The organism is Arthrobacter sorbitolis, from assembly GCF_054510995.1.
Map to the genome: position 1 here is coordinate 135,606 of NZ_JBTNDM010000006.1, position 24,355 is coordinate 159,960.

General features: G+C 71.1%; 22 protein-coding genes and 2 tRNA genes. 18 read left to right on the plus strand and 6 right to left on the minus strand.

Annotated features, from left to right (window positions below; genetic code table 11):
• Together metX and ACX80K_RS12550 are read left to right on the plus strand one after the other, a co-directional pair.
• A complete protein-coding gene (metX, locus tag ACX80K_RS12545; protein ID WP_459272209.1) occupies positions 1-1,176 on the plus strand; it encodes a homoserine O-acetyltransferase MetX in 1,176 nt (391 codons plus the stop codon).
• Positions 1,177-1,257: 81 nt separating this feature from the next.
• Positions 1,258-1,500: a hypothetical protein gene (locus ACX80K_RS12550; RefSeq protein WP_459272210.1), complete on the plus strand. Its 243-nt coding sequence runs from the start codon at positions 1,258-1,260 to the stop codon at positions 1,498-1,500.
• A gap of 58 nt (positions 1,501-1,558) precedes the next feature.
• On the opposite strand, the gene ACX80K_RS12555 is transcribed toward ACX80K_RS12550, so the two are convergent.
• Positions 1,559-2,377 carry an SGNH/GDSL hydrolase family protein gene (locus ACX80K_RS12555; RefSeq protein ID WP_459272235.1) on the minus strand — a complete coding sequence of 273 codons (819 nt, stop codon included), beginning with the start codon at positions 2,375-2,377 and terminating at the stop codon, positions 1,559-1,561.
• Positions 2,378-2,558: 181 nt separating this feature from the next.
• Here ACX80K_RS12555 and ACX80K_RS12560 point away from each other — a divergent pair, with 181 nt between their 5' ends.
• Positions 2,559-3,239: an alpha/beta hydrolase gene (locus ACX80K_RS12560; protein WP_459272211.1), complete on the plus strand. Its 681-nt coding sequence runs from the start codon at positions 2,559-2,561 to the stop codon at positions 3,237-3,239.
• Between the two features lie 31 nt (positions 3,240-3,270).
• Here ACX80K_RS12560 and ACX80K_RS12565 read toward each other — a convergent pair whose 3' ends face one another.
• The gene (locus tag ACX80K_RS12565; protein ID WP_459272212.1) at positions 3,271-3,501 is read right to left on the minus strand and encodes an RNA-binding S4 domain-containing protein; all 231 of its coding nucleotides are present in this window, start codon (positions 3,499-3,501) and stop codon (positions 3,271-3,273) included.
• A gap of 40 nt (positions 3,502-3,541) precedes the next feature.
• Here ACX80K_RS12565 and ACX80K_RS12570 point away from each other — a divergent pair, with 40 nt between their 5' ends.
• The 3 genes from ACX80K_RS12570 (at position 3,542) to ACX80K_RS12580 (ending at position 6,981) form a co-directional block, all read left to right on the plus strand.
• Positions 3,542-4,504, plus strand: coding sequence for a DMT family transporter (locus ACX80K_RS12570; RefSeq protein ID WP_459272213.1), 963 nt, complete (start codon positions 3,542-3,544; stop codon positions 4,502-4,504).
• 177 nt (positions 4,505-4,681) lie between these two features.
• A complete protein-coding gene (locus ACX80K_RS12575; RefSeq protein ID WP_459272214.1) occupies positions 4,682-6,070 on the plus strand; it encodes a glycine--tRNA ligase in 1,389 nt (462 codons plus the stop codon).
• Complete coding sequence (locus tag ACX80K_RS12580) at positions 6,070-6,981, plus strand: GNAT family N-acetyltransferase (RefSeq protein WP_459272215.1); 912 nt, start codon at positions 6,070-6,072, stop codon at positions 6,979-6,981. Before ACX80K_RS12575 ends, ACX80K_RS12580 begins: the two co-directional genes overlap by 1 nt.
• A gap of 49 nt (positions 6,982-7,030) precedes the next feature.
• Here the strand turns inward: ACX80K_RS12580 and ACX80K_RS12585 are convergent, their stop codons facing one another.
• Together ACX80K_RS12585 and ACX80K_RS12590 are read right to left on the minus strand one after the other, a co-directional pair.
• Positions 7,031-7,846: a lysophospholipid acyltransferase family protein gene (locus ACX80K_RS12585; RefSeq protein WP_459272216.1), complete on the minus strand. Its 816-nt coding sequence runs from the start codon at positions 7,844-7,846 to the stop codon at positions 7,031-7,033.
• 128 nt (positions 7,847-7,974) lie between these two features.
• Entirely contained in the window at positions 7,975-8,709 is a 735-nt protein-coding gene (locus tag ACX80K_RS12590) for an alpha/beta hydrolase (RefSeq protein ID WP_459272217.1), read from the minus strand.
• A gap of 223 nt (positions 8,710-8,932) precedes the next feature.
• On the opposite strand from ACX80K_RS12590, the gene ACX80K_RS12595 reads away from it, so the two are divergent.
• The 5 genes from ACX80K_RS12595 (at position 8,933) to ACX80K_RS12615 (ending at position 15,156) form a co-directional block, all read left to right on the plus strand.
• Entirely contained in the window at positions 8,933-10,312 is a 1,380-nt protein-coding gene (locus ACX80K_RS12595) for a YibE/F family protein (RefSeq protein WP_459272218.1), read from the plus strand.
• Positions 10,313-10,407: 95 nt separating this feature from the next.
• On the plus strand, positions 10,408-11,637 hold the full coding sequence (dusB, locus tag ACX80K_RS12600) for a tRNA dihydrouridine synthase DusB (RefSeq protein ID WP_459272219.1): 1,230 nt from the start codon (positions 10,408-10,410) through the stop codon (positions 11,635-11,637).
• 97 nt (positions 11,638-11,734) lie between these two features.
• Positions 11,735-13,015, plus strand: coding sequence for a deoxyguanosinetriphosphate triphosphohydrolase (locus tag ACX80K_RS12605; protein ID WP_459272220.1), 1,281 nt, complete (start codon positions 11,735-11,737; stop codon positions 13,013-13,015).
• Positions 13,016-13,085: 70 nt separating this feature from the next.
• Positions 13,086-15,029, plus strand: a complete 1,944-nt coding sequence (dnaG, locus tag ACX80K_RS12610; RefSeq protein WP_459272221.1) for a DNA primase — start codon at positions 13,086-13,088, stop codon at positions 15,027-15,029.
• Between the two features lie 54 nt (positions 15,030-15,083).
• A tRNA-Asn gene (locus tag ACX80K_RS12615) sits at positions 15,084-15,156 on the plus strand.
• 107 nt (positions 15,157-15,263) lie between these two features.
• On the opposite strand, the gene ACX80K_RS12620 is transcribed toward ACX80K_RS12615, so the two are convergent.
• The gene (locus tag ACX80K_RS12620; RefSeq protein WP_459272222.1) at positions 15,264-15,491 is read right to left on the minus strand and encodes a hypothetical protein; all 228 of its coding nucleotides are present in this window, start codon (positions 15,489-15,491) and stop codon (positions 15,264-15,266) included.
• Positions 15,492-15,791: 300 nt separating this feature from the next.
• Here ACX80K_RS12620 and ACX80K_RS12625 point away from each other — a divergent pair, with 300 nt between their 5' ends.
• Entirely contained in the window at positions 15,792-17,294 is a 1,503-nt protein-coding gene (locus ACX80K_RS12625; protein ID WP_459272223.1) for an SDR family oxidoreductase, read from the plus strand.
• A gap of 28 nt (positions 17,295-17,322) precedes the next feature.
• On the opposite strand, the gene ACX80K_RS12630 is transcribed toward ACX80K_RS12625, so the two are convergent.
• Positions 17,323-18,552 (minus strand): multidrug effflux MFS transporter, encoded by a 1,230-nt coding sequence (locus tag ACX80K_RS12630; protein WP_459272224.1) that lies wholly within the window; start codon positions 18,550-18,552, stop codon positions 17,323-17,325.
• A gap of 272 nt (positions 18,553-18,824) precedes the next feature.
• On the opposite strand from ACX80K_RS12630, the gene ACX80K_RS12635 reads away from it, so the two are divergent.
• The 6 genes from ACX80K_RS12635 (at position 18,825) to ACX80K_RS12660 (ending at position 24,275) form a co-directional block, all read left to right on the plus strand.
• Positions 18,825-20,258, plus strand: a complete 1,434-nt coding sequence (locus ACX80K_RS12635; protein ID WP_459272225.1) for a sugar porter family MFS transporter — start codon at positions 18,825-18,827, stop codon at positions 20,256-20,258.
• A gap of 148 nt (positions 20,259-20,406) precedes the next feature.
• On the plus strand, positions 20,407-21,222 hold the full coding sequence (locus ACX80K_RS12640; protein ID WP_459272226.1) for a phage holin family protein: 816 nt from the start codon (positions 20,407-20,409) through the stop codon (positions 21,220-21,222).
• 124 nt (positions 21,223-21,346) lie between these two features.
• Positions 21,347-21,970, plus strand: coding sequence for a CDP-alcohol phosphatidyltransferase family protein (locus tag ACX80K_RS12645; protein WP_459272227.1), 624 nt, complete (start codon positions 21,347-21,349; stop codon positions 21,968-21,970).
• The gene (locus tag ACX80K_RS12650) at positions 21,958-22,833 is read left to right on the plus strand and encodes a DMT family transporter (protein WP_459272228.1); all 876 of its coding nucleotides are present in this window, start codon (positions 21,958-21,960) and stop codon (positions 22,831-22,833) included. Before ACX80K_RS12645 ends, ACX80K_RS12650 begins: the two co-directional genes overlap by 13 nt.
• Before the next feature lie 48 nt (positions 22,834-22,881).
• Positions 22,882-24,138 (plus strand): glycosyltransferase, encoded by a 1,257-nt coding sequence (locus ACX80K_RS12655; RefSeq protein WP_459272229.1) that lies wholly within the window; start codon positions 22,882-22,884, stop codon positions 24,136-24,138.
• A gap of 63 nt (positions 24,139-24,201) precedes the next feature.
• A tRNA-Ile gene (locus ACX80K_RS12660) sits at positions 24,202-24,275 on the plus strand.
• Positions 24,276-24,355 lie beyond the last annotated feature (80 nt).

The following is a 24,355-nucleotide window of genomic DNA, read 5'->3' on the forward strand; positions in this document are numbered from 1 at the left end:
GTGACCACCTACCCTGCTGCTCCGCTCCACCCCGGGATCGACGGCGCCCCGTCGGGAGACGGCCTCCTGCGTATCGCGTCGATCGGGCCGCTGGCCCTGGAGACCGGGGGCGAACTGCCCGACGTCCAGCTCGCCTTCGAGACCTGGGGGCGGCTCGACCCGGACGGCTCCAACGCCGTGCTCGTGCAGCATGCCCTGACCGGCAGCTCCCACGTGGCACGCGGAGCGTCGGAGGAGGAGGGCTGGTGGGACTCGCTCGTGGGCCCCGGCCGCACGGTGGACACCGACCGGTACTTCGTGGTGTCCATCAACATGCTGGGGGGCTGCTACGGGTCGACGGGCCCGGCCAGCCCGGCCCCCGACGGCACACCCTGGGGCTCGCGCTTCCCGTTCGTCACCATCCGCGACTCCGTGCGGGCGGAGGCCCTGCTCGCCGATCAGCTCGGCGTCGGGCGCTGGCACTCGGTGCTCGGAGGGTCGATGGGCGGCGCACGTGCCCTCGAGTGGGCCCTGATGTACCCGGAGCGTGTGGCGCGCTGCGCCGTCGTCGCCTGCACCGCCGCCAGTTCGGCCGAACAGATAGCGTTCGCCCAGGCACAGCTGCAGGCCATCCGGCTCGACCCGGCGTACCGCCGCGGCGACTACTACGACGGCCCGCACCCGGATGCGGGCCTCGGCCTCGCCCGGCGCATCGCGCACATCACCTACCGGTCCGAGCTCGAACTGGAAGCACGCTTCGGTCGGGCGGAGCAGGACGACGAGCAGCCCTTCGGGGCCGTCCTGCCCGCCGACCGGGGCCGCTACCAGGTCGAGAGCTACCTCGACCACCAGGCGGACAAGCTGGTGCACCGGTTCGACGCGAACAGCTACGTCGTGCTGACCGAGGCGCTCATGAGCCACGACGCGGCCCGGGGGCGCGGGAGCCTCGCCAGCGCCCTCGGAGCCTCGACGTCGGAGTTCTTCATCGCGGCGGTGGACAGCGACAGGCTCTACTTCCCGGCACAGTCGACGCGGCTCGCCGCAGCCCTGCCCGGGGCCGTCCCCGTCCACATGATCTCCTCGCCGGTGGGCCACGACGCCTTCCTGACCCAGATCCACCAGCTCGACGACCAGCTCCGCGCCACCTTCTACCCGGAGGCGGATCTATCGGTTGGGTTTCCTCCCGCGGGCACCTAGGCTTGGAGCTAAGCCTGCTTATGAAGCGGCGGGCACGTCCTGCGGCAGCCGCCGCGGACCCTTCGACGCGAGGAGCTGTTCGTGGAACTGAGCACCATCGGCTGGAACCAGGAAGCACGCGACAAGATCCTGCTGGACTCCGACCGCGCCCTGCAGGGTGCGGTCCGCGAGGCCGTGGAGACGCTGGACGGGAAGTCCCGCGACGAGGTCTACGAGTTCCTCTTCCAGAAACTGCAGCCGCAGTTCGTCGACTTCAAGCCCGGCCCCGACCTCAGCGCCTGCGCCGACGCGGTGGCCAACGGCGAGGTTTCCCTCGACGGCTGAGCACCTCGACGACTGAGCACCTCGACGCCCGGGACGGCGGGTGCCGCGCGGGACGCCGCTAGCCCGCGGCGCCCGGCGGCATCCCCGGCCCGAAGATCGGCACGGGCTCCGGACGCTTCGCGATGACGCCGTCGCCCGACGACCGGTGGCGCAGCCGCCGGAGCACCCAGGGCACGAAATACTCGCGCGCCCACACGAGGTCCTCCGCCCGGGCGGCCCGCCACGTCCGGACCGGGAGGTCCTTCGGCTGCAGCGGCTCGAGCGTATGGCGCACCGCGAGGGTGTCGAGCACCATCGCCGCGATGGTGTGGTGGCCGAGCGGCGAGAAGTGCAGGCGGTCCGAGGACCACATCTGCGGGTTCTTGAGCTGACGCAGGGCCCACATGTCGGCGATGACCGCCTCGTGCCGCGAGGCGACGATGCGCAGGTTCTCGTTGTAGATGGCGGTCTTCGAGCGGATGCTGCCGAGCACCGTCTCCCGGACATCCGGCCCGGTGAAGAGCACGACCGTGGCGCCCGTGGCGGCGAGTGTCGCGACGACGGCGTCGAGTTTCTCCGCGAGGACGTCGGGGTCGCCGCCCGGCCGCATCAGGTCGTTGCCCCCTGCAGACATCGTGATGAGGTCCGGGTGGAGCGCCAGCGCGGGCTCCACCTGCTGGTCGATGATCTGCTGCAGCAGGCGCCCGCGGACCGCCAGGTTCGCGTAGGCGAAGTCCTCGTGCCCCCGGGCCAGTTCCTCGGCGACCCGGTCCGCCCAGCCGCGGTTGCCGCCGATGCTCTCGGGGTTCGGGTCGCCGATGCCCTCCGTGAACGAGTCGCCCAGGGCCGCGTAGCGGCGCCAGGGGTGCGGCTCCGAGTGGAGGAACGGATCGATCATGGGCCCGTTCGGGATGGGATGGCTCGCATCCGGCAGGGGTGTCTCGCCTGGTGTGCTCACCGGGCCATTCTTGCAACTGCCGGGACCGGGGCGCCACCGTGCCCGGCCTGCGGGAGGCAGGCGGAGCCGGCCTCCGGTCGCCGACACGGGGCGCGTTCTGCGCCGTGCCAGAATGGGAACCATGACGAAAACCGCCTCCGGCACGGCCGCACCCTCCGCCGGTTCCTGGGCCCCCGTGGTCCTCTGGTCCAGGCCCGAGGCCGAACGCCGGGGCACGCCCCTGCTCGTCCTCTTCCACGGCTACATGGCCGACGAGAAGGACCTGATGGGCCTCGCCGACCATCTGCCGGCCGAGTTCACGGTGGCATCGGTCCGCGCACCCCGACCCGCCCGGCCCGGTTTCTCCTGGTTCCCGCTGGCACGGGAGGACGACTACTCCGTGGAACGCGTCGTGGAGGGCGTCACCGCCGTCTCCGCCTGGCTGGACTCCGTCCGCGGGGACCACTCCAGCGTCAGCATCCTCGGCTTCTCGCAGGGCATGGGGGTCGCCACGTCCCTCCTGCGCCACCGGCCGGCGGACTTCGCCTGCGTCGTGGGGCTCTCGGGCTTCGCGGTGCCCTCCGGGGACCACCCCTTCTTCCGTGACGAGGAGGCCGCGGCCTCGCCGACGCCGTTCTTCTGGGGGAGGGACCAGGAGGATGCCGTCATCACGCCCGAGATGATCGAGTTCACCCACGCCTGGCTGGTCGGGCACACCTCGCTGACGAAGATCCTCTACTCGAACATGCTCCACAGCATCAATCTGCAGGAGCTCGCGCACGTCCGGGAGTTCCTGAGCATGACGGTCCTCGGGCGCCGCTGACCGGCGACGGCGCAGGAGCGCGCGTCCGGCATCAGCCGCGCGTGATGCGCACCCGGACGCCGTTGACGCCGACGGTGTCCCCGGGATGGAGCTGTCGTCCGCGGCGCTCCTCGATCTCGCCGTTGACCTGCACGAGCCCGTTGTCGATCAGCGTCTTCGCCTCGACGCCGTCCTCGGCGAGGGACGCCAGCTTCAGCAGCTGTCCCAGCCGGATCATGTCGTCCCGGATGGGGAGTTCTGCGGGGGATGCGTCGTCGGTCATGCGTCCATTCTGCCGGATGACGCCCGACTAGGCTGGACGGGTGTCTGATGCACCTGCCCTCCCCCCAGCTGTCGGCTTCCCCCTCGCCCTCGCCGCGGGGCTCGCCATCCCCGTCCAGGGCAGGATCAACGGTGCCCTCGGGACGGTGCTCGACGACGGCATCGCCGCCGCGCTCATCAGCTTCGGCACGGGCCTGGTCGTGATGATCGCCCTGACCCTCGCGGTGCCGAGCGCGCGGGCCGGTGCCCGCCAGATCATCCCCTCGGTGCGCGAGCGCCGCTTCCCGCCCTACTACGTCGCGGCCGGAGCCATCGGCGCGTTCTTCGTGTTCTCGCAGTCGCTGACCATCGGCCTCCTCGGCGTCGCCCTGTTCACGGTGGCCGCCGTCATGGGCCAGACCCTCAGCGGCCTCCTCGTCGACAAGGCCGGCATCGGCCCCGGCGGGAAGCGCGCCGCGACGCCCATGCGCGTGATCGGCGTCGTCCTGACGGTCCTGTCCGTCGTGTGGGCCGTGTCGCCGCGCTTCGGCGCCGCAGGGGAGCTCTCGAGCTGGCTCGTGCCCGTCCTGCTGCCCGTCGCGGCCGGCGTGCTGATGAGCTTCCAGCAGGCGATGAACGGCACCGCGGCACTCGCCTACGGGACGCCGCTCGCCGCCACGCTGATGAACTTCATCGCCGGGACCGCGGTGCTGCTCATGGCGTGGCTGGTCAAGCTCGCGGTCGCCGGACCGGGCGATCCGCTGCCGACCGAGTGGTGGTACTACCTCGGCGGACCCATGGGCTGCATCTTCATCGCCCTCGGCGCCCTGCTCGTGCGCAGCCTCGGGGTCCTGCTCACGGGGCTCTGCATGATCGGCGGGCAACTGGTCGGTTCGCTCCTGCTGGACCTCGTGGTCCCGGCGCCGGGCACGCTCGTGGTGTTCGCGACCGTCGCCGGCACCCTGCTGACGCTCGGCGCGATCATCCTCACCACCCTGCCCTGGCCCCGGCGGGTCCGGGCCTGAGGAGCCCCGGGCGGGCCGGACCGCTCCGGCCCGCGCCCCGCAGCGGCGCGGGATCGACCCGGTAGGCTTGCCCCGGTAGCTTTCGCGCCCCCTCCGGCGGCCCGGACAGCCCGCAGCACGCGCCCCCCACCTGCGGACCGCACCCAGCGGCCTGCACAGAATTGGAGAAGAAACACCATGGCAGCAGCCAAGTCAGCACTCGACCCCATCATCTCGCTCGCCAAGCGGCGCGGTTTCGTGTTCCAGTCGGGGGAGATCTACGGCGGATCGCGGTCCGCGTGGGACTACGGACCCCTGGGCGCGGAGTTCAAGGAGAACATCAAGCGGCAGTGGTGGCAGACGATGGTGCGCGGCCGCGAGGACGTCGTCGGCCTCGACTCCGCCGTCATCCTGCCCCGCCAGGTCTGGGAGGCCTCCGGACACGTCGAGGTGTTCAGCGATCCCCTCGTCGAGTGCCTCTCCTGCCACAAGCGCTACCGCGCGGACCACCTCGAGGAGGAGTACGAGGAGAAGAAGGGCCGTGCACCGGAGAACGGGCTGAAGGACGTCACGTGCGCCAACTGCGGCACCCGGGGCCAGTGGACGGAACCGCAGGAGTTCTCCGGACTCCTCAAGACGTTCCTCGGTCCCGTGGCGTCCGAGGAGGGCATGCACTACCTGCGGCCCGAGACCGCGCAGGGCATCTTCGTGAACTTCAACAACGTGCTGACCACCGCGCGCAAGAAGCCGCCGTTCGGGATCGGCCAGATCGGCAAGAGCTTCCGCAACGAGATCACGCCGGGCAACTTCATCTTCCGCACCCGCGAGTTCGAGCAGATGGAGATGGAGTTCTTCGTCGAGCCCGGCACCGACGAGGAATGGCACCGGTACTGGATCGACCAGCGTTTCGCCTGGTACACCGACCTCGGCATCAAGCCGGACAACCTGCGACTCTTCGAGCACCCGCTCGAGAAGCTGAGCCACTACTCCAAGGGCACCACGGACATCGAATACCGGTTCGGGTTCGCGGGCTCCGAGTGGGGCGAGCTCGAGGGCATCGCCAACCGCACGGACTTCGATCTCTCCACCCACTCGAAGCACTCGGGCACGGACCTCGGCTATTTCAACCAGGCCACCAACGAGCGCTACACGCCGTACGTGATCGAGCCCGCGGCCGGGCTCACCCGCTCCTTCATGGCGTTCCTCGTCGACTCGTACACCGAGGACGAGGCACCCAACGCCAAGGGCGGCGTGGACAAGCGCACCGTGCTCAAGCTCGATCCGCGCCTCGCCCCGGTCAAGGCCGCCGTGCTGCCGCTGAGCCGCAACGAGGACCTGTCCCCGAAGGCCAAGGACCTCGCGGCCCAGCTGCGCAAGGGCTGGAACATCGACTTCGACGACGCCGGCGCGATCGGCCGCCGCTACCGCCGGCAGGACGAGATCGGCACGCCGTTCTGCATCACCGTGGACTTCGACACGCTCGACGACCAGGCCGTGACCATCCGCGAACGCGACACCATGGCCCAGGAGCGCGTGTCCCTCGACCAGGTGCAGGGCTACCTCGCCGCCCGCCTGATCGGAGCCTGATGGCCCTCGAGTACCGCGCCTGGCAGGAGGGCGACGACCTCGAGCTCCTCCAGCTGTGGGGCGGCCCCGAGTCTGCGGCGGCGGAGCAGTTCCGCGGCTCCTTCCGCACACCCTCGGACGAGCCCTGGAACCGCTGCATCACCGTCGTGGACCAGGGGATCCCCGTCGCGGCGGGCTGCGTCTACGGCGCGGCCCTCCACCCGGACCGGCTCTGGTGCTACGTCGAGGTCGCCGAGGACCACCGGCGCGCGGGGATCGGCTCCACGCTGCTCACCATGCTGCAGCACGAGGCCGGCGCCTCGCCGTCGGGCATCACGGCCCTGCGGTCCAAGGTGACGCCGGGCACCACCGGAGCGGCCTTCGCCGCTGCCACCGGGTTCACCGCGCTGCAGCGGTCGCGGCTCATCGTCGTCGCTCCGGGTGCGCTCGCGGCGCCCGCGTTCGACGACGCCGCCGGGCCGCAGCTCGAGGAGGCGGCCACCGGGTCCGTGGAGCTGACCCGGGCGCTGGCCACCTTCTACGAGTCCGTGCACGCCTGGGACAGGGCGGACCTCAGCCTCGGCCGCGCGCAGCAGCTGTTCCTCGCGGACACGAGCGGCGCCGGGGGAGCGATCGTGCTGCGCGACCGGCCGAAGGCCGACGGCGGCGCCATCGCCGCGTTCGCCGTCAGCTACACGCAGGCCCGCACCGACGACCCCGCCGACGTCCTGCTGGGCTACGACACCACGCTCGCCCCGCAGGAGCAGCAGGCCGCCGTCGCCACCCTGATCGCGATGCTCGTGCACCAGTATCCGATCCAGCTCGAGGTGGACGACTCGATGGCGGCGCTCGTCGCCGTCGTCGAGCCCCTGCTCGCCACGGGTGCGGCACGCCTCGGCGGACCGGAGACGCTCGTCGTCGCCACCGCCTGAGCCCCGACCAGGGCGGCGTCGTCAGCCCCGCCAGCCCTGCCGGTCGCCGTCAGCCGCGGCTGTGCCGCCCGGCCGCCAGGTCCGCCGCGTCCGCCGCCGCGCGCTCGGCGTCGGTCATCGCGCCGCCGCCCAGGTGGGCCGGCATCCACCAGGCGCCGGGTTCCGGGGTCACCGGGAAGTCGGCGATGCAGGTCTCGATGCCGTCCTGCAGCTCCTGGCGCAGCTTCTCCGTCTCCTCGGCGACGTCGAGGCCCGGGGCATGGTGGATGGGCGGGCCGATGTGCACGCGGACGGGGGACTTCCACGCCCGCCGCACCGAGAAGCCGTGCCCGCGGGTCAACAGCCGGTGGGCGCCCCACACCGAGACGGGGATCACCGGGACCCCGGCCTCGGCGGCGAGCCGCACGGGACCGGTCTTGAGTCCGCGCACCGTGTAGCTGCGGGACACGCCCGCCTCGGGCAGGATCGCCACGTACTCCCCGGCCCGCAGCTTCGCGAGGGCGTCGTCGTACGCGTCCGCGCCCGCCCGGCGGTCGGTGACCACGTGGCCGAGGCCGAACACGACGGGGCTGACGAACCAGTGGTCGGCGGCCCGCTTGGAGATCATGTAGCGGGCCTGGATCCGCGCGTGGTTCCACAGGACCAGTTCCGCGAAGGCGAAGTCGAGGTAGCCGAGGTGCGTGATGGCGACGACGGCGCCGTGCCCGGGCACGGCGCGGCGCGACCGGCCGTCCAGCGGGTCGGACGCCGGCAGGTTCTCCGTCCCGCTCACCGTGATCGGCAGGCGCAGGGCGGCGAAGACCGCCTTGCCCGCGTAGACCACGCAGCGGTACATGCGGTCGCTCTGCCGCGGCTTCCATCCCATGCTCAGATCCTTCCGGCCTTCGGCGGGAGCGGGAGGAGACCCGCTCGTCGTGTCCACGTACTCTTTGTACCCCGGACGGCCCGGCCTACACCTACCCGGCGGGAACTTCCGGGTCAGGTCGGCGCCGCTCAGGCCGTGATGCCGAGCGGATCCGGGGCGCGGTACAGGGCGGCGGAGGGCGCGAGGAACCGGGCGTCGAGGCTCGCACCCGTGTCCTCCGCGAAGTGGCGGAGGAGGAAGGACGTGCTCAGGCCGTGCCAGACGGGCACGGTACGGAACATGAAGTGCCCTGCCCCGAGCATCCGTACGTAGTGGACGTCCCGGGCCACGCCGAGCGCGCGGCGCGCGAAGGAGAGCGACGCCGTCGGGCTCGTCCAGCGGTCGGTGTCGCCGTGCATGATGAGGACGCCCCGCCCGCGGACGGGTTCCACCGGGCTCGACGGCTCGAGCCACGGGGCGAGGGCGGCCACGGCGCGGACCTGCGGGTGCCCGGCCGCGTAGAGCGCGGTCAGCCCGCCCATCGAGTGGCCCAGGAGGTAGACGGGCGCCGTGGGGTGCTCCGCGGCGATGCGGTCCAGCGCCCACCGGGCGTCCTTCAGGGCGGACTGGTCGGCCCCGTTCCAGCCCCGCACCCGGTTCCGGAGCGTCCACACCGCCAGGCCGTGCCGCGCGCCCCCGGCCGCGAGGCGCGCGGCGAAGGGGCGCATGCGCAGGGGGCTGAGGTGCCTTGGCCGGACGGCGTCGAAACTCCGGGCGCGCCCGCCGTGCAGGACGAGCGCGACGCCGCGAACCCCGGTGCCCGCCCCGCCGACGCCGACCACGGGGTCCCCGTCCCGCGCCGGGCGGGTCGCCTCTGCTGCCATGTGCCGTCCTCCTCCGCCCCGGAGGGCTCCCGTCGTCCCGGTCCCGGGCCGCTCCTGCGTAGAATCGCAAGCGGTGGCCGGGCTCCGTGACGCGCCCCGACCCGCGCCCGAACGACCGTCACCGACCGTCACCGCCCGTTTCCGCCTGGTACCGACCGTCACCGGCCGGTACCGGCCGGTACCGAGCATTGTCCAGCATCCGCCGAACCACCGAGGGAAGTCCGTGGGCTCCAGCCACCTGCACGCCGCTCGCGCCGAGGGGAGTCCCGCACCCTCGGCCTCCGCGCTGGTCACCCGGAAGCGGGCGACCCTCCTGCTCTCGGCCTTCCTCGTGCCCCTCGGGGTCATCACGCTCGTCGCGATGGTGCTGCTCTGGCCCAGCGGCGACCGGAGCTCTTTGCGCGTCGCCAACCCGTACGCCACGGCGGAGGGTGTGAGCTTCGAGCGCGGGACCGTCCGCGAGGTCGCCGAGGGGGACTGCCCGTCCTCCCAGCCGACCGTCGACGCCGGCGGCACCGCCCTGACCTGCACCATCGCCTACACGCAGCCCGCCCACGGAGGAGACATCATCCCCGTCGAGGTCGCCCCGGAACTCGCGCGGACCGAGGCCGTCGAGGCGGGCGACGAGATCCGCTACCTCGACCTCGCAGGCATCCTCCAGGGCGGCGCGGCGCCCTACGTCTTCGTGGACTTCGTGCGGTCGGTGCCCATCGTGGCACTCGCGGTCGGATACGCCGTCGTGGTCGTCGCCGTCGCCCGCTGGCGCGGGCTGCGTGCCCTGCTCGGCCTCGTCGGCGCGCTCGCGGTCCTGGCGCTGTTCGTCCTGCCGGGCCTCGTCGAGGGCAGGCCGCCCCTGCTGCTCGGACTCGTGGGCTCCGTGGTGATCATGTACGGGGTCCTCTACTTCGCGCACGGCGTCTCGGCCCGCACCTCCACGGCCCTCCTCGGGACGGTCTTCGGGCTCGGCATCACGGCGCTGCTCGCGGCCTGGGCCACGGACGCCGCCCACCTCACCGGCGTGGGGGACGAGAACGCGTACACCCTGGTCAACGCCTCGGACGAGCTGTCGATCTCCTCGATCATCCTGTGCGGGCTCATCATCTCCGGTCTCGGCGTCCTCAACGACGTGACCATCACGCAGTCCTCCTCCGTCTGGGAGCTGCACGAGCTGGCGCCCGACACGTCGGGGCGGCGGCTGTTCGCCTCCGCGATGAGGATCGGGCGCGACCACATCGCGTCCACCGTCTACACCATCGCGTTCGCCTACGCCGGGGCGGCGCTGCCCGTGCTGATCCTCGTCTCGCTCTACGACCGCGCGCTGCTCGACACCCTGACCAGCGGCGAACTCGCCGAGGAGGTGGTACGGACGCTGGTGGGCTCGATCGGCCTCGTCCTCGCGATCCCGCTGACGACCCTCGTCGCGGTGCTCGTGGTCAAGGCCGTCGGCCCGAGGACCCGCGGCGGCGGGCACGACGACACGGCGTCGGGCGGGGGCACGACGCCGGCGGTCCCGTCCGTCGACGGCGCGACGCTCGCCCCGGGTGAGCGGCTCGTCGCCCTCGGCGGACGGCGCAGCCGGCGGCCGGCCGGGGAGGACGCATGACGAACGCGTGGCGGAAGGCGGGCAGGGCGGACCGCGAGCGCAGGCGCACAGCGAACAGTGCCCCCGGATTTGCGGCACCTTGCGACAATGGAGGGGTGACCGCAGTGACGACCCTCCCCGCTCCGACCGGTGATCCCGGCACCGGCGACGCCCCGGACGCAGCCCCCGGCGCCCTCAAGCTCGACCTCCCGCCGCTCACCCTCGGCGGCATCACCGTGACCACGCCGGTGATCCTCGCGCCGATGGCGGGCATCACCAACAAGGCCTTCCGCCGCCTGTGCCGCGAGTACGGCGGCGGCCTCTACGTGTCCGAGATGGTCACCTCCCGTGCGCTCGTGGAGCGCAGCCCGGAGTCGATGCGCATCATCTCGCACGACGAGGACGAGGCGGTCCGCTCCGTGCAGCTGTACGGGGTCGACCCGAAGACCGTGGGCGCCGCCGTGCGCCTGCTCGTCGAGGAGGACCGCGCGGACCACATCGACCTGAACTTCGGCTGCCCCGTCCCGAAGGTCACCCGCAAGGGCGGGGGAGCGGCCCTGCCGTGGAAGCTCGACCTGTTCACGGGCATCGTGCAGACCGCCGTGCGCGAGGCGTCGAAGGGCGGCGTCCCGCTGACCATCAAGATGCGCAAGGGCATCGACGAGGACCACCTCACCTTCCGCGAGGCGGGGAAGATCGCCCGCGACAGCGGTGTCGCCGCCGTCGCCCTCCACGGGCGCACCGCGTCCCAGTTCTACTCGGGCAAGGCCGACTGGGACGCCATCGCCGAACTGCGCGACGCCCTGCCCGACATCCCCGTGCTCGGCAACGGCGACATCTGGAGCGCCGAGGACGCCGTACGGATGGTCCGGCAGACCGGCGTCGACGGCGTCGTCATTGGCCGTGGCTGCCAGGGGCGGCCCTGGCTCTTCGGGGACCTCATGAACGCCTTCGAGGGCAGCGCCTCCCGGTACCGGCCCGGCCTCGGGCAGGTCGCCGACACCGTCTACCGGCACGCCGAGCTGCTCGTGGAGACCTTCGGCAGCGAGATGATGGGCCTCCGCGACATCCGCAAGCACATGGCCTGGTACTTCAAGGGCTATGTCGTCGGCGGGGAGCTCCGCGCCAGGCTCGCCGCCGTGCCGACCCTCGAGGTGCTCCGCGGGCTCCTCGACGAGCTCGACAAGGACTCGCCCTACCCCGGGCAGGACGCCGAGGGCCCCCGCGGGCGGGCCGGCTCACCGAAGAGGACGGCCCTGCCGGAGCACTGGCTCGACGGCCGCGTCCTCAACGAGGCGCAGCAGGCGGACATCGCCGCTGCCGAGGTCGACGTATCCGGCGGCTGACGCGGCTCCCCGGCATTCCCGGGGACCCACCCGCCGGCCGGTCCACATCGGCGGCTGCAGGCGGGCCGACCCGCACCCGTTGCGCTAGAAAGGCATCATGAGCTTCCCCGAACCGTCCGCCACCGGCTACAGCGCCTCGGACACCGAGCGGTGGGTGGAGGAGCCGCCCAAGAGCTCGCACCGCACCGACTTCGAACGCGACCGCGCACGGGTGCTGCACTCGTCCGCGCTGCGCCGCCTCGGCGCGAAGACGCAGGTCGTCGCGCCCGACACCGACGACTTCGTCCGCACGCGCCTCACGCACTCGCTCGAGGTCGCCCAGGTGGGGCGCGAACTGGGGCGGACCCTCGGGTGCGACCCGGACATCGTGGACACCGCCTGCCTGGCCCACGACCTCGGCCACCCGCCGTTCGGCCACAACGGGGAGTCGGCGCTCAACGACATCGCGCACGGCATCGGCGGCTTCGAGGGCAACGCGCAGACCCTGCGCCTCCTGACCCGGCTCGAACCGAAGGTCCTCGCACCCGGCGGCGGCCCCGCGGGCCTCAACCTCACCCGGGCGAGCCTCGACGCCGCCTGCAAGTACCCCTGGACGGCGGCATCGGCCCCCGTGATCAGCGGCCAGCGCACCACGAAGTTCGGCGCCTACGACGACGATCGCCCCGTCTTCGACTGGCTCCGTGACGGCGCCCCGGAGGGCCGCTCGTGCCTCGAGGCGCAGGTCATGGACCTCGCGGACGACATCTCCTACTCGGTGCACGACGTCGAGGACGCGATCGTCGCCGGGCACCTCCAGCTCAAGTGGATGGACAGCGCCGACGCCCGCGCCCGCGTGATCGGCTACACGCAGCAGTGGTACCTCCCCGGCAGCGACCCGGCGGCCGTCGACGCCGCCCTGGCCCGCCTCGAGAGGACCCCGGTGTGGGTCCGGGAGGCGGACGGCACGCGCCGGTCCATGGCAGCCCTCAAGAACATGACGAGCCAGCTGATCGGCCGCTTCTGCCTCAGCGCCATGCAGTCCACGCGCTCCATCTACGGGCCGGACTCCCTCACCCGCTACAACGCGGAGATGGTGGTCCCCGAGGAGACCATCCTGGAGATCGCCGTGATGAAGGGCCTCGCCACCACGTACGTGATGACCACGGACCACCGCCAGCCGCTGTACGAGCGCCAGCGGGAGATCCTCGCCTCCCTCGTCGCCCAGGTCCACGCGGACGGCGACCGCTACCTCGAGCCGATGTTCGCGGCGGACTGGCGTGAGGCACCGGACGACGACGCTCGCCTGCGCGTCGTCATCGACCAGGTGGCATCGCTCACCGACGCGTCGGCGCTCGGCCTCCACGAGCGCATCGTCGGGCCCGTCCCGGCGCTCTGGTAGGTCCCGGGCAGTGCCCACATCCGTTCCGGCGCCGGTCCGGGTCTCGGTGGGGCGGGCCTAAACTGGGGTCATGGCCGGACTCATCAAGCGTGAAGACATCGATGAGGTACGCCAGCGCACCGACATCAAGGAGGTCGTCGAGGCGTACGTGACCCTGAAGTCGGCGGGCATCGGCTCCTGGAAGGGCCTGTGCCCGTTCCACGACGAGCGCTCGCCGTCCTTCCACGTCCGCCCTCAGATGGGCTCCTACCACTGCTTCGGCTGCGGCGAGGGCGGCGACGTCATCTCCTTCGTGCAGAAGGTCGACCACACCACGTTCAGCGAGACCGTCGAGAAGCTCGCCGCGCGCATCGGCTTCGAGCTGCACTACGAGGACGGCGGCACCGGCCCGCGCCGCGAGGACGTCGGCAAGCGGCAGCGGCTGCTCGACGCGCACAAGATCGCGGCCGAGTTCTTCCGCGACCAGCTCCTCACCCCGGGCGCCGCCACCGGCCGGCAGTTCCTGCAGGAGCGGGGCTTCGACCGTGCGGCCGCCGAGCAGTTCGGCGTCGGCTACGCACCCCAGGGCTGGGACACGCTGCTCAACCACCTCACCGGCCGCGGCTTCACGCTCGACGAGCTGAAGCTGACCGGTATGTTCAGTGCGTCCTCGAGCAACCCCGGCCGCTTCTACGACCGCTTCCGCGGACGCCTGATCTGGCCGATCCGGGACATCACCGGGGACACCGTCGGATTCGGGGCCCGGAAGCTCTTCGAGGACGACCAGGGGCCGAAGTACCTCAACACCCCGGAGACCTCCCTCTACAAGAAGTCCCAGGTGCTGTACGGCATCGACCTGGCCAAGCGGGAGATCGCCAAGAACCGGCAGCTCGTGGTCGTCGAGGGCTACACCGACGTCATGGCGTGCCACCTCGCCGGGGTGGGCACCGCCGTCGCGACCTGCGGCACCGCGTTCGGCACGGACCACATCAAGATCGCCCGCAGGCTCCTGTCCGACGACGGGACCGGCGGCGAGGTGATCTTCACGTTCGACGGTGACGCCGCAGGCCAGAAGGCCGCCCTGCGCGCGTTCGAGGAGGACCAGCGCTTCAATGCGCAGACGTACGTCGCCGTCGAGGCATCCGGCGCCGATCCCTGCGAGCTCCGGCAGACACGCGGCGACGACGCCGTGCGGGAACTCATCGCCGACCGCCGTCCCCTGTTCGAATTCGCGATCAAGGCGTCCTTCGGGAACTTCGACCTCTCCTCGGGGGAGGGGCAGGTCAAGGCGCTGCGGCACGCGGCTCCGATCGTCGCGCAGATCCGCGACGTGTCCCTGCGGTCCACCTACACGCGGGAACTCTCGCGATGGCTCGGCATGCAGTACGTCGGGGAGGACCAGGTGGCGCGCGCCGTCTCCGCCGCAGCACGCCGCGACGCGGGCGGGGCGCGGTCGGGCGGCCGGCAGCAGGGGCAGCAGGGGCAGGTGCAGGCGGGCCAGCAGTCACCGGGCCAGCAGGGGGTCGCCGGAGGGGATGCCGCGACGCCGGCCGAGCCGTTCTTCGAGCGCCCCGATCCCCGTGATCCGATGGCCAGGATGGAGCGCGAGGCGCTCGAGGTGGTGCTGCAGCAGCCCACGCTGCTCACCGCCGCGCAGTGGGAGAGCTTCTCCACGTCGCGCTTCTCCGTCCCCGTGTACGAGGCGCTGCACACCGCCGTCATCGCGGCGGGAGCAGCGGGCACCGAGCTCTCGCGCTGGGTCGAGTCGGTGCGCGAGGGCGTCCCGGACGTCCTCCGGCCGCTCGTCAGCGAACTGGCGGTCCGTCCCCTCCCCGCGAAGGACGCCGATGCCATGGTGCTGTACTGCCGCGACATCCTGAACCGGCTCACCGAGCTCCGCATCACGCAGCAGAAGGCGGACAAGCTCGGGCAGCTCCAGCGCATGGACCCGACGGCCGATCCCGTGCTCTACAACCAGCTGCAGCGCGACCTCATGGAGCTCGAGATGCAGCGGCGGCTGCTCCGCGAGGACTAGGGCGGCGCCGATTTCACTTCGCTCCGGAACGTATGTAGAGTGATAACCGCGCTTTCCTCCGTAGCTCAATTGGCAGAGCATTCGACTGTTAATCGAAGGGTTACTGGTTCAAGTCCAGTCGGAGGAGCAATGAGAAGCCCCTGACCTGCGGAAACGTGGGACAGGGGCTTCTTCCATGTCCGGGTCAGGACGCCGCCCGGGACCTCCCGGAGACGGTGCCGGCCCGCGGGTCCGCTACTCCTGCCCGAGACGGGTGAGGAGCGCCGGGGCGGCGGCGAGGACCCGCGGGGAGGGCTCGGCCCGCAGGACGAGGGCCTCCAGCTCCCGGCCGCCCTTCAGCAGCTCCGCGACCCACGGGGCGCCCTGTTCCTCCACATAGCCGACCGTCACCGGCGGCCTGCCCGTGGTGAGGGCGACCCCGTGCGCGTCGTGCCCGTTGCCCCGCTCCCGCAGGAGGCCCATGCGCTGACCGGCGCGGCCGCGGACGTGCCGCTCGGCGTCACTGGCGATGGAGCTGTCGTCGGAGCTGCCGTCGGAGCGGGTGCCCCGCGCCCCCGACGGCGAGGATCCCGACGGCTCGGAGGGCCGGCGTCGCGGGGTCGATCAGCCGTCCGTCCTCCGCGGCGATCTCCAGCCCGTCCGTGGAGTCGACCAGGCGCAGCGGGGGCCCTCCGCGCCCTGTCCCAGATCCCCATGCGCGACTCCATCGGGTTGCCCGGAGCCGTGTCGGGGCGTGTCGGAGGGCGGGCGTACGCTGTGCTCATGCAGAACGACAGCACGGACAGGCTCATCCTGGTCACCGGATCCACGGGGTACATCGGCGGCCGGCTCGTCACGAAACTCGTCGCGGAGGGCCGCAGGGTCCGCGTCGTCGTCCGCTCGCCGCAGAAGCTGAAGGACGTCCCGTGGGCCCCGTCCGTCGAGATCGTGCGGGGGGACCTGCAGGACGTCGACACGATGCGCGAGGCGAGCCGCGGCGTGGACACGCTGTACTACCTCGTGCACTCGATGGGCTCGGGCAGGAACTTCGACGCCCGCGAGGCGGAGATCGCGTCGACGGTCTCCCGGGCGGCCACCGAGGCCGGTGTGCGCCGCATCGTCTACCTGGGCGGGTTGCACCCCGAAGGCGTGGAACTCTCCACCCACATGCGCTCCCGCACCGAGGTGGGGAGGATCCTCCTCGGGTCCGGCACACCGACCATCGCGTTCCAGGCGGGCGTCGTCATCGGATCGGGCTCGGCGTCCTTCGAGATGATCCGGCACCTGTCCGACGTCCTGCCCGTGATGCCCGCACCCAGGTGGGTCCTCAACCACATCGAGCCCATCGCCGTGCGCGACGTCATCCACTACCTGGTGGGCGCACTCGACCTCCCGGCGGACCTGAACCGGACCTTCGACATCGGGTCGCGCGAGGTGCTCACGTACGCCGAGATGATGAACCAGTACGCCGAGGCAGCCGGCCTCCCACGGCGGCGGATCCTCGCGCTGCCGGTCCTCACGCCGCGCCTCGCAGGCCACTGGGTCAATCTGGTCACGCCCATCCCGCGCGCGATGGCGATGCCGCTCATCGAGTCGCTGCAGCACGACGCCGTGCCGTCCGAGCACGACATCGACCAGTACATCGGGATGCCGGAGGGCGGGCTGACGGGGTACCGCCGCTCCGTGGACCTCGCGCTGGGCAAGATGCGCGCGGGAGAGGTGGAGACCAGCTGGGCCGGCGCTTCCCAGCTCGTCTCCGAGGCCGATCCGCTGCCCTCGGACCCCCAGTGGGCGGGACACACCGTGTTCACCGACGTCCAGACCTACAGCTCGACGGCGTCACCCGAGAAGCTGTGGAGCGTCGTCGAGGGGATCGGCGGCGAGAACGGCTGGTACTCCTGGCCCGTGGGCTGGGCCGCCCGCGGCTGGATGGACAAACTGGCCGGGGGAGTGGGGCTCCGGCGCGGCCGGCGGGACGCGCGCGAGCTCCTCACGGGGGAGGCGCTCGATTTCTGGCGCGTCGAGGAACTGGTGCGCGGTGAGCGCCTGAGGCTGCGTGCCGAGATGAAGGTGCCCGGCCGCGCCTGGCTGGAGTTCCGGGTGGAGCCGGAGGGGTCCGGCAGCTCCTACTACCAGCGGGCGGTGTTCTTCCCGCAGGGCCTGTCCGGGCGCCTCTACTGGCTCGCGGTGCTGCCGTTCCACGGGTTCATCTTCTCGGCGATGGCCCGCAACATCGCCAGGACGGCGGAGGCGCTGCCGGCCGGGTCCGAGCCCGCCGCCACCTGACGGGACCCCGACACCCGACCGGAGCCCGCTACTGCAGGGCGGGCACGGACCGGGGCCTGACCACCGTCCACAGGAACACCATGCCCAGGGCGATGCAGGAGGCCATGATGAGCGCCATCGGCGTCGCCGACTCGATCCCGCCACCCAGCACGCCGACGAGCGGGGAGACGACACCCGCCGTGCCGAAGGTCACCGCGCCGAGCAGCGAGGCGGCCGTGCCGGCCTGAGCACCGTTGTTGATGAGTGCCAGCACCTGTACGCACGGGAAGATGAAGCCCGTCGCCATGATGTAGAACCACAGCGGGATCGCCGTCCCCCAGAAGCCGAGTCCCAGCTGGTCGAAGGCCAGGATGAGCATCGCCATGACGAGCTGCACGACCGTCACCGCCGCGATCACCCACTGCGGGCCCACGCGTCGCAGGATCCGTGAACTGACCTGCACGCCGGCCACGATGCCGAGGGAGTTGATGGCGAACAGCAGTCCGTACTGCTGCTCGTCCAGTCCGTAGGGTCCCTGGAACAGGAACGGCGACGCCGAGAGGTACGAGAAGATCCCCGAGAAGTTCATGCCGCCCACCAGCAGCACGCCGATGAAGATCCGGTCGCTCAGCACCGCGCGGTACCGCTGCACCACCGTGAGTCCGGACTGCCGCCGGTTCTCCTTCGGCAGGGTCTCGATGATGAACAGGCTCACGGCGACGATCACCAGGACGCCGTAGCAGGCGAGGAACCAGAAGATGCCCGGCCACGGGAAGAGCAGCAGCAGCTGCGAGCCGATCACCGGCGCGAAGATCGGTGCCATGCCGTTGACGAGCGCCATGTAGGAGAGCATGCGCACGAGCGTGTAGCCCCCGAAGAGGTCCCGCACCATGGCCATCGCCACCACGCCGCCGCCCGCCGCGCCGACGCCCTGGAGCACGCGGAACAGCATGAGCGCGTTGATGTCCTCCGACGACGCCGCGCCGATCGACGCGCCGACGTGCAGGATCGTCGCCAGGATCAGCGGCAGGCGCCGCCCGATCTTGTCACTGAGCGGACCCACGAGCAGCTGCCCGGCGGCGAAGCCCACGATCGTCCCCGTGAGGGTCAGCTGCACCGAGGCCTCGGAGACGCCGAGGTCGTCCTGCAGGGCAGGGAACGCCGGGAGGTAGAGGTCGATCGTGAACGGGCCGAGGGCGGTCAGGGTGCCGAGGATGAAGACGTAGATGATCTTCTCGCGGCGGGAGAGCGTGTCGCCGGGGTGCGTGAGGGTACTCAAGATGTTGCCTAACAGAGCGGGGCGGAACGGGACGGAGCGGGGGCGGCATCGACAGCGGCGGCCCGGCGACGACGGCGGAGCGGCTTCCCACGGGCAACCCGGATCCCCTCGGATTTGGTTGCTGTGGCGAATCAATGCTCCTCCCATCCTAGAACCCCCGTCAACCCTCCGGGCGGACCGACGGCCGCTGCTGGGGCCGCGGATCCCGCTGCTAAGCAGGCTTCGGGTTGACGTAGGGTGAGGAGACACGGAACGAGCAGGGAGAACGGAACATGAGCGGGAACGGCACCGAAGCTGAGGCAGAGCAGTCACCGAGGCACCTCGCACGGGTCATCGCCATCACTGTCGCAGCCGCCGTCGGCGGTCTCCTGTTCGGGTTCGACACCGCCGTCATCAACGGGGCGGTGGACTCCATCCAGGGCGAGTTCGGGCTGAGCCCCAGCGTCCTCGGCTTCACCGTCGCCATCACTTTGCTCGGCTGCGCGGCGGGCGCCTGGTTCGCCGGAGGGCTCGCCGACCGGTGGGGCCGGAAGAAGGTCATGGTCGCGGCGGCCTTCCTGTTCGCCGTCAACTCCGCGGGATCGGCCTACGCCTTCTCGGAGTGGGACCTCATGGCCTGGCGGCTGGTCGGCGGCCTCGCCATCGGCATCGCCTCCGTCATCGTCCCCGGGTACATCGCGGAGATCGCGCCGTCGAAGTGGCGTGGCGGGCTCGCCTCCGTCCAGCAGCTGGCCATCACGGTCGGCATCTTCGCCGCCCTGCTCTCGGACGCCTCGCTCGCCAATGCCGCCGGCGGCGCGGACGGCGACCTCTGGTGGGGCCTCGCCGCGTGGCGCTGGATGCTCCTGGTCGGGGTGATCCCCGCCGTCGTCTACGGGATCCTGGCCCTCATCATCCCCGAATCCCCGCAGTTCCTCATCCGGGCGGGCCGCGACGCCGAGGCCGCACGCGTCCTCTCGCGCGTCTCCGGCGTGAGCGACACCGGGGGCAAGATCAGCCAGATCCGGGAGAGCTTCGAACGGGAGGAACGGGCGAGCTACCGGGACCTGCGCGGACCCGCCTTCGGACTGCAGCCCATCCTGTGGGTCGGCATGGCGATCGCCGCACTGCAGCAGCTGGTCGGGATCAACGCGATCTTCTACTACTCGACCACCCTGTGGAAGTCCGTCGGCTTCAGCGAGAGCGATTCGTTCACGACGTCGGTGATCACCTCCGTCATCAACGTGGCCATGACGTTCGTCGCCATCTTCTTCGTCGACCGCGTGGGGCGCCGCCGGCTGCTCCTCATCGGATCCGTCGGCATGGCCGTCGGCCTCCTCGCCGCGACGCTGGCCTTCCTGCAGGCCGACGGCACCGGCGAGGAGCTCTCACTGCCCGGCGTCTGGGGCCCCGTCGCGCTCGTCGGCGCGAACCTCTTCGTCATCTTCTTCGCCGCGACCTGGGGTCCGGTCATGTGGGTGACCCTCGGCGAGATGTTCCCCAACCGCATCCGCTCGATCGCCCTCGGCGTCGCCACGATGGTCAACTGGGTGTTCAACTTCATCGTCACCCTGACCTTCCCGTGGGTGAGCGAGAACCTCGGCCTCTGGATCATGTACGCGGCATTCACGGTCTTCGCCGTCCTGTCCTTCGTCTTCGTCCGCACCCGGCTTCCCGAGTTCACCGGCAAGGACCTCGAGGACAACGCAGAGCTCACCTCCGCGTGAGGATCACGGGCCGGCGCCCTACCCCATACGGGCCCCGCACGGGCCCTTCGGCCCACGGCGACCGCCGCGCGGAATCCGGGCGCGTGCCCGGTGGTAATTTTGGTTCAGCGAATGTCCAGCAACACACTCACGAATGGAGGCAGGGCCTATGAACAGCTCGGCTAGTACACGCGGCAAGCGGTCCACGGGCTCGCTCTCGCTGTTGGGACTCATCAGGCTCCTCGCCCGGCTGACGCCGCGACAGGTCAGCGACGAATTCTCGATCGCCGTCCAGCAGATGAAGCAGAAGGGGATCAAGGCCGGGATAGCGGCGGCCTTCCTCGTCGTCGCGCTGGTCTTCGTGCTGTTCTTCGCCGTGGCCCTCGTCGTCGCCGCCATCATGGGACTGGCCGAGGTGATGCCGGCCTGGCTGGCGGCCCTGCTGGTCGCCCTGCTCTTCCTCGTGATCGCCGGCATCCTCGCACTGATCGGCGTCTCGCGCCTCAAGAAGCAGCTGCCGCTGCTGCCCGAGGACGCGATCCGCGGCATCCGCTACGACCTCGGGGTGCTGAAGGAGGGCCGCAGCTTCGACCCCGCGACGCTCGACGTGAAGAAGCCCAAGCAGGACAAGGACGGCAAGGACGACGTCGCGAAGGACACGAAGCCGAAGGAGCCCACGCCCTCGTACGAGGAGCTGCGCGGCCGGTCCGGGGAGCGCCGCACGCACATCGCCGAGGCGAGGGATTCGCTCGGAGCCCGCGCGGACGTCAAGGCCCGCCTCGACAAGGCCCGGCACCGCTCCGCGGGTGGACCGCAGGGTGCCTCCCGGGCGGACGGCACCAAGGGCCCGCAGGTCGCCGCGGTCGCCGTCCGGCGCGACGTCCCCCTCAACACGACCGTGGCGGACCGGTGGAAGCCCCTGAGCGTCCTCGCCGCGTCCGTGGCCGCGATGCTCGTGATGCTGCGCCGCCTCCTCAGCAAGTAGGGCGCCGGCACGCAGGACCCGCAGTTCCGGCGGCCGTTCGTCCGTGATCCTGTTCCGCAGCCCGCTGCGGACGTTCCGGAGGAGCGGCCGTCCGCCTGCATAATGGGGTGGGGAGGTACGGGTGATGGGATCGATCGGGCCGGGAGCACGGGGCGGTAGCGGGGGTGCCGTACTCGCGACGGCGTGGACCCTGCCGAACCTCATCACGATCGTCCGGTTCCTCGGCGTCCCTCTGTTCGTCTGGTTCATCGCGCACCAGAGGTACGGCGCCGCGGTCCTCGTCCTCGTGGTCGTCGGCTCTACCGACTGGGTGGACGGCTTCGTCGCCCGGCGGTTCAACCAGGTGTCGACCGTGGGGAAGTGGCTCGACCCGCTGGCCGACCGTACCGCCATGATCGTGGTGGCCGTCGTCTTCGTGGTCAACGGCTTCACCCCCGCCTGGTTCGTGTGGGCCATCGTCATCCCCGACATCATCCTCATCGTCAATGCGCTCGTCCTCTTCCGCGGACCCCTGCACCTGCCCGTCGTCATGGTCGGCAAGATCCGGACCGCGCTCCTGCTCGTGGGGGCGCCGCTGCTCCTGCTCCACCGGGTCGAGGGCTTCGGCCAGGACTGGATCCTCGCCGTCGCCCAGGGGCTGCTCGCCGCCGGGTGCGTGCTGCACCTCGTCGCGTTCTGCGCCTACTTCAGGGCGGCGCACCTCAAATACCGGCTGGAGCGGGCCGAGCAGCAGTCGTGCCCGTCCTAGCCATCGCGCTGGCGCTGCTCGGCGCCGTCTTCCTCGCGTTCGGAGCGCAACGCCAGGGCAGCGCCGTGCGGGCGAACACCGGCGGGCTGTCCCTCTCCTCGTCGGGCTTCTCCCGCCTGCTCACCAACCCGCGGTGGCTGTTCGGGCTGTTCCTGCTCGGCGCGGGCACCGCCCTGAACGTCGTGGCCCTGTCGCTGGCGAGCCTCACGGTCGTGCAACCCATCGGCGCGATCGCGCTGGTGATCACGACGATCGTCAATTCTCGCGACCAGGGCATCCGGATCAACCGGCCCACCATCGCCGCGATCACCGCCTGCGTCGCGGGCAGCGCACTCTTCGTGATCCTCGCAGTGAACGTCACCCGGGAGAACCACGCCGTCGATCCGGCCCAGGAACTCTCGGTGGTGCTCCTGCTCGGCGCCGCCGTCGTGCTCTTCGGCTCCCTGGCCGTGTTCGGCAGGCACCGCCTCAACGCCTTCGCCTACATCCTGGGCGCCGGGGTCCTCTTCGGCTTCGTCGCCGTCCTGACGAAGATCATCGCGGGACACCTGCTCGACCCGAACGGCCGCTTCCTGCTGAACGTCCCCGTCCTGACCCTCGTGGCCCTCGTCGCCGCCGTGGCCCTCGGCGCCTGGTTCGTGCAGAGCGCCTACGCCACCGGCCCTCCGGATCTCGTCATCGCCGGCCTCACCGTCATCGACCCCATCGTCGGCATCGCGGTGGGCATCACCATCCTCGACGAACTCCAGCCCGACGTCCGGACCGTGACCGCGCTGGGCATGGGCGCGGCCGCACTCGTTGCTATTGTTGGGGTCGTCGTCCTGTCACGCCACCACCCCGACGTGGTGAAGAGGCAGCGCTGACACGACCCGCTCCAGTTCCGTCCAGCACACCGACGTAGGGATCCACGCGTGAGCCACCCGGCTGATTCCAAGCCCCTGACCATCCTGATCGCCGCGGACACCTATCCGCCCAACGTGAACGGGGCGGCCCAGTTCGGGTACCGGCTGGCCAGGGGCATGCACGGGCGCGGGCACGACGTCCACGTCCTCGCGCCGGGCTCCTCCAACGGCAGGAGCTTCACGGAACCCGGGGGCGACTGGACGGTGCACCGCCTCCGCTCGCACAGCGTGCCGACCCACGACTACTGGCGCATCTGCTATCCGTGGGAGATCCGACGCGACATCAGCCTGCTGTTCGACCAGGTGCAGCCCGACGTCGTCCACATCCAGTGCCACTACATGGTGGGGGAGTACACGCTGTACGAAGCCGTCCGCCGCGGCATCCGGGTCGTCGCCACCAACCACTTCATGCCCGAGAACATCAACCCGTTCCTGCCGTTCCCCGACTGGTTCAAGAAGATCGTCGCCAGGAACTCCTGGCGCGACATGGGCAAGGTGATGGGCAAGGCCGCTGCCGTCACGACCCCCACACCGCTCGCCGCGAAGGCCATGCGCGACCACGCGTTCCTGACCGACGTGATGGCCGTGTCCAACGGGATCGACTCCGCGGCCTACGAGGTCGAGCCGGGCGAGGTCATCGAGCCCTACGAGCACCCGACGGTCCTCTTCGTCGGGCGCCTCGCCGAGGAGAAGCACGTGGACGTGCTCATCGACGCCGTCGCCAGGACCCCCGAGCACCTGCGCGTCCACCTCGAGATCGTCGGGGGCGGAGAGGTGAAGCCCGCCCTGCAGGCCCAGGCGGCGCGCCTCGGCATCGCCGACCGCGTCACCTTCCGCGGCCTCATCGACGACGACGAACTGCGCAGGAGCTACATCCGCGCCTCCCTGTTCTGCCAGCCGGGAACCGCCGAGCTGCAGTCGCTCGTCACCCTCGAGGCGATGTCCGCCTCGACGCCCGTGCTGCTGGCCGATGCCATGGCGCTGCCGCACCTGGTGTCCGACGGCGAGAACGGCTACCTGTTCACGCCGGGCGATTCCGAGGAACTGGGCGCCCGGATCACGCAGATCCTCGAACTGCCACGCGAGGACCGGCAGGCGATGGGTGCCGCCAGCCGGACCATGGTGGGCAGGCACGACATCAGGACGACCCTCGAGATCTTCGAGGGACTGTACTACGGGACCCTGTCCCCGGCGGCGGTGGACGAGGACGGCCTTCTCGCAGCTCCGGTCGGCAGCGGAGCCGACCGTCCCGCCCGCATACAATAGGACCTGCGCCCGGCGCCCGGTGGAGCACTCCGGAGCCGGGGCATCGGGGACGCCACGCTCCTCGGGGCTGTAGCTCAGCTGGTTAGAGCAGCGGACTCATAATCCGTTTGTCCTGGGTTCAAGCCCCAGCAGCCCTACTTCTCGTCGATCGTCCGGACCGGGGTACCCCCCCCAGGGGGAGCGGTCCCGCTTTCCGGGGTGCTGTTCCTGTCCGTCC

Bases quoted from the DNA above. Each gene is read 5' to 3' on its own strand.
- ACX80K_RS12575 (WP_459272214.1), top strand. From the start codon at position 4,682: ATGGCAGCAGCCAAGTCAGCACTCGACCCCATCATCTCGCTCGCCAAG.
- ACX80K_RS12605 (WP_459272220.1), top strand. From the start codon at position 11,735: ATGAGCTTCCCCGAACCGTCCGCCACCGGCTACAGCGCCTCGGACACC.
- ACX80K_RS12560 (WP_459272211.1), top strand. From the start codon at position 2,559: ATGACGAAAACCGCCTCCGGCACGGCCGCACCCTCCGCCGGTTCCTGG.
- ACX80K_RS12555 (WP_459272235.1), bottom strand. From the start codon at position 2,377: ATGATCGATCCGTTCCTCCACTCGGAGCCGCACCCCTGGCGCCGCTAC.
- ACX80K_RS12590 (WP_459272217.1), bottom strand. From the start codon at position 8,709: ATGGCAGCAGAGGCGACCCGCCCGGCGCGGGACGGGGACCCCGTGGTC.
- dnaG (WP_459272221.1), top strand. From the start codon at position 13,086: ATGGCCGGACTCATCAAGCGTGAAGACATCGATGAGGTACGCCAGCGC.
- ACX80K_RS12625 (WP_459272223.1), top strand. From the start codon at position 15,792: ATGCAGAACGACAGCACGGACAGGCTCATCCTGGTCACCGGATCCACG.
- ACX80K_RS12640 (WP_459272226.1), top strand. From the start codon at position 20,407: ATGAACAGCTCGGCTAGTACACGCGGCAAGCGGTCCACGGGCTCGCTC.
- ACX80K_RS12620 (WP_459272222.1), bottom strand. From the start codon at position 15,491: ATGGGCCTCCTGCGGGAGCGGGGCAACGGGCACGACGCGCACGGGGTC.
- ACX80K_RS12585 (WP_459272216.1), bottom strand. From the start codon at position 7,846: ATGGGATGGAAGCCGCGGCAGAGCGACCGCATGTACCGCTGCGTGGTC.
- ACX80K_RS12565 (WP_459272212.1), bottom strand. From the start codon at position 3,501: ATGACCGACGACGCATCCCCCGCAGAACTCCCCATCCGGGACGACATG.
- ACX80K_RS12580 (WP_459272215.1), top strand. From the start codon at position 6,070: ATGGCCCTCGAGTACCGCGCCTGGCAGGAGGGCGACGACCTCGAGCTC.
- ACX80K_RS12645 (WP_459272227.1), top strand. From the start codon at position 21,347: ATGGGATCGATCGGGCCGGGAGCACGGGGCGGTAGCGGGGGTGCCGTA.
- ACX80K_RS12635 (WP_459272225.1), top strand. From the start codon at position 18,825: ATGAGCGGGAACGGCACCGAAGCTGAGGCAGAGCAGTCACCGAGGCAC.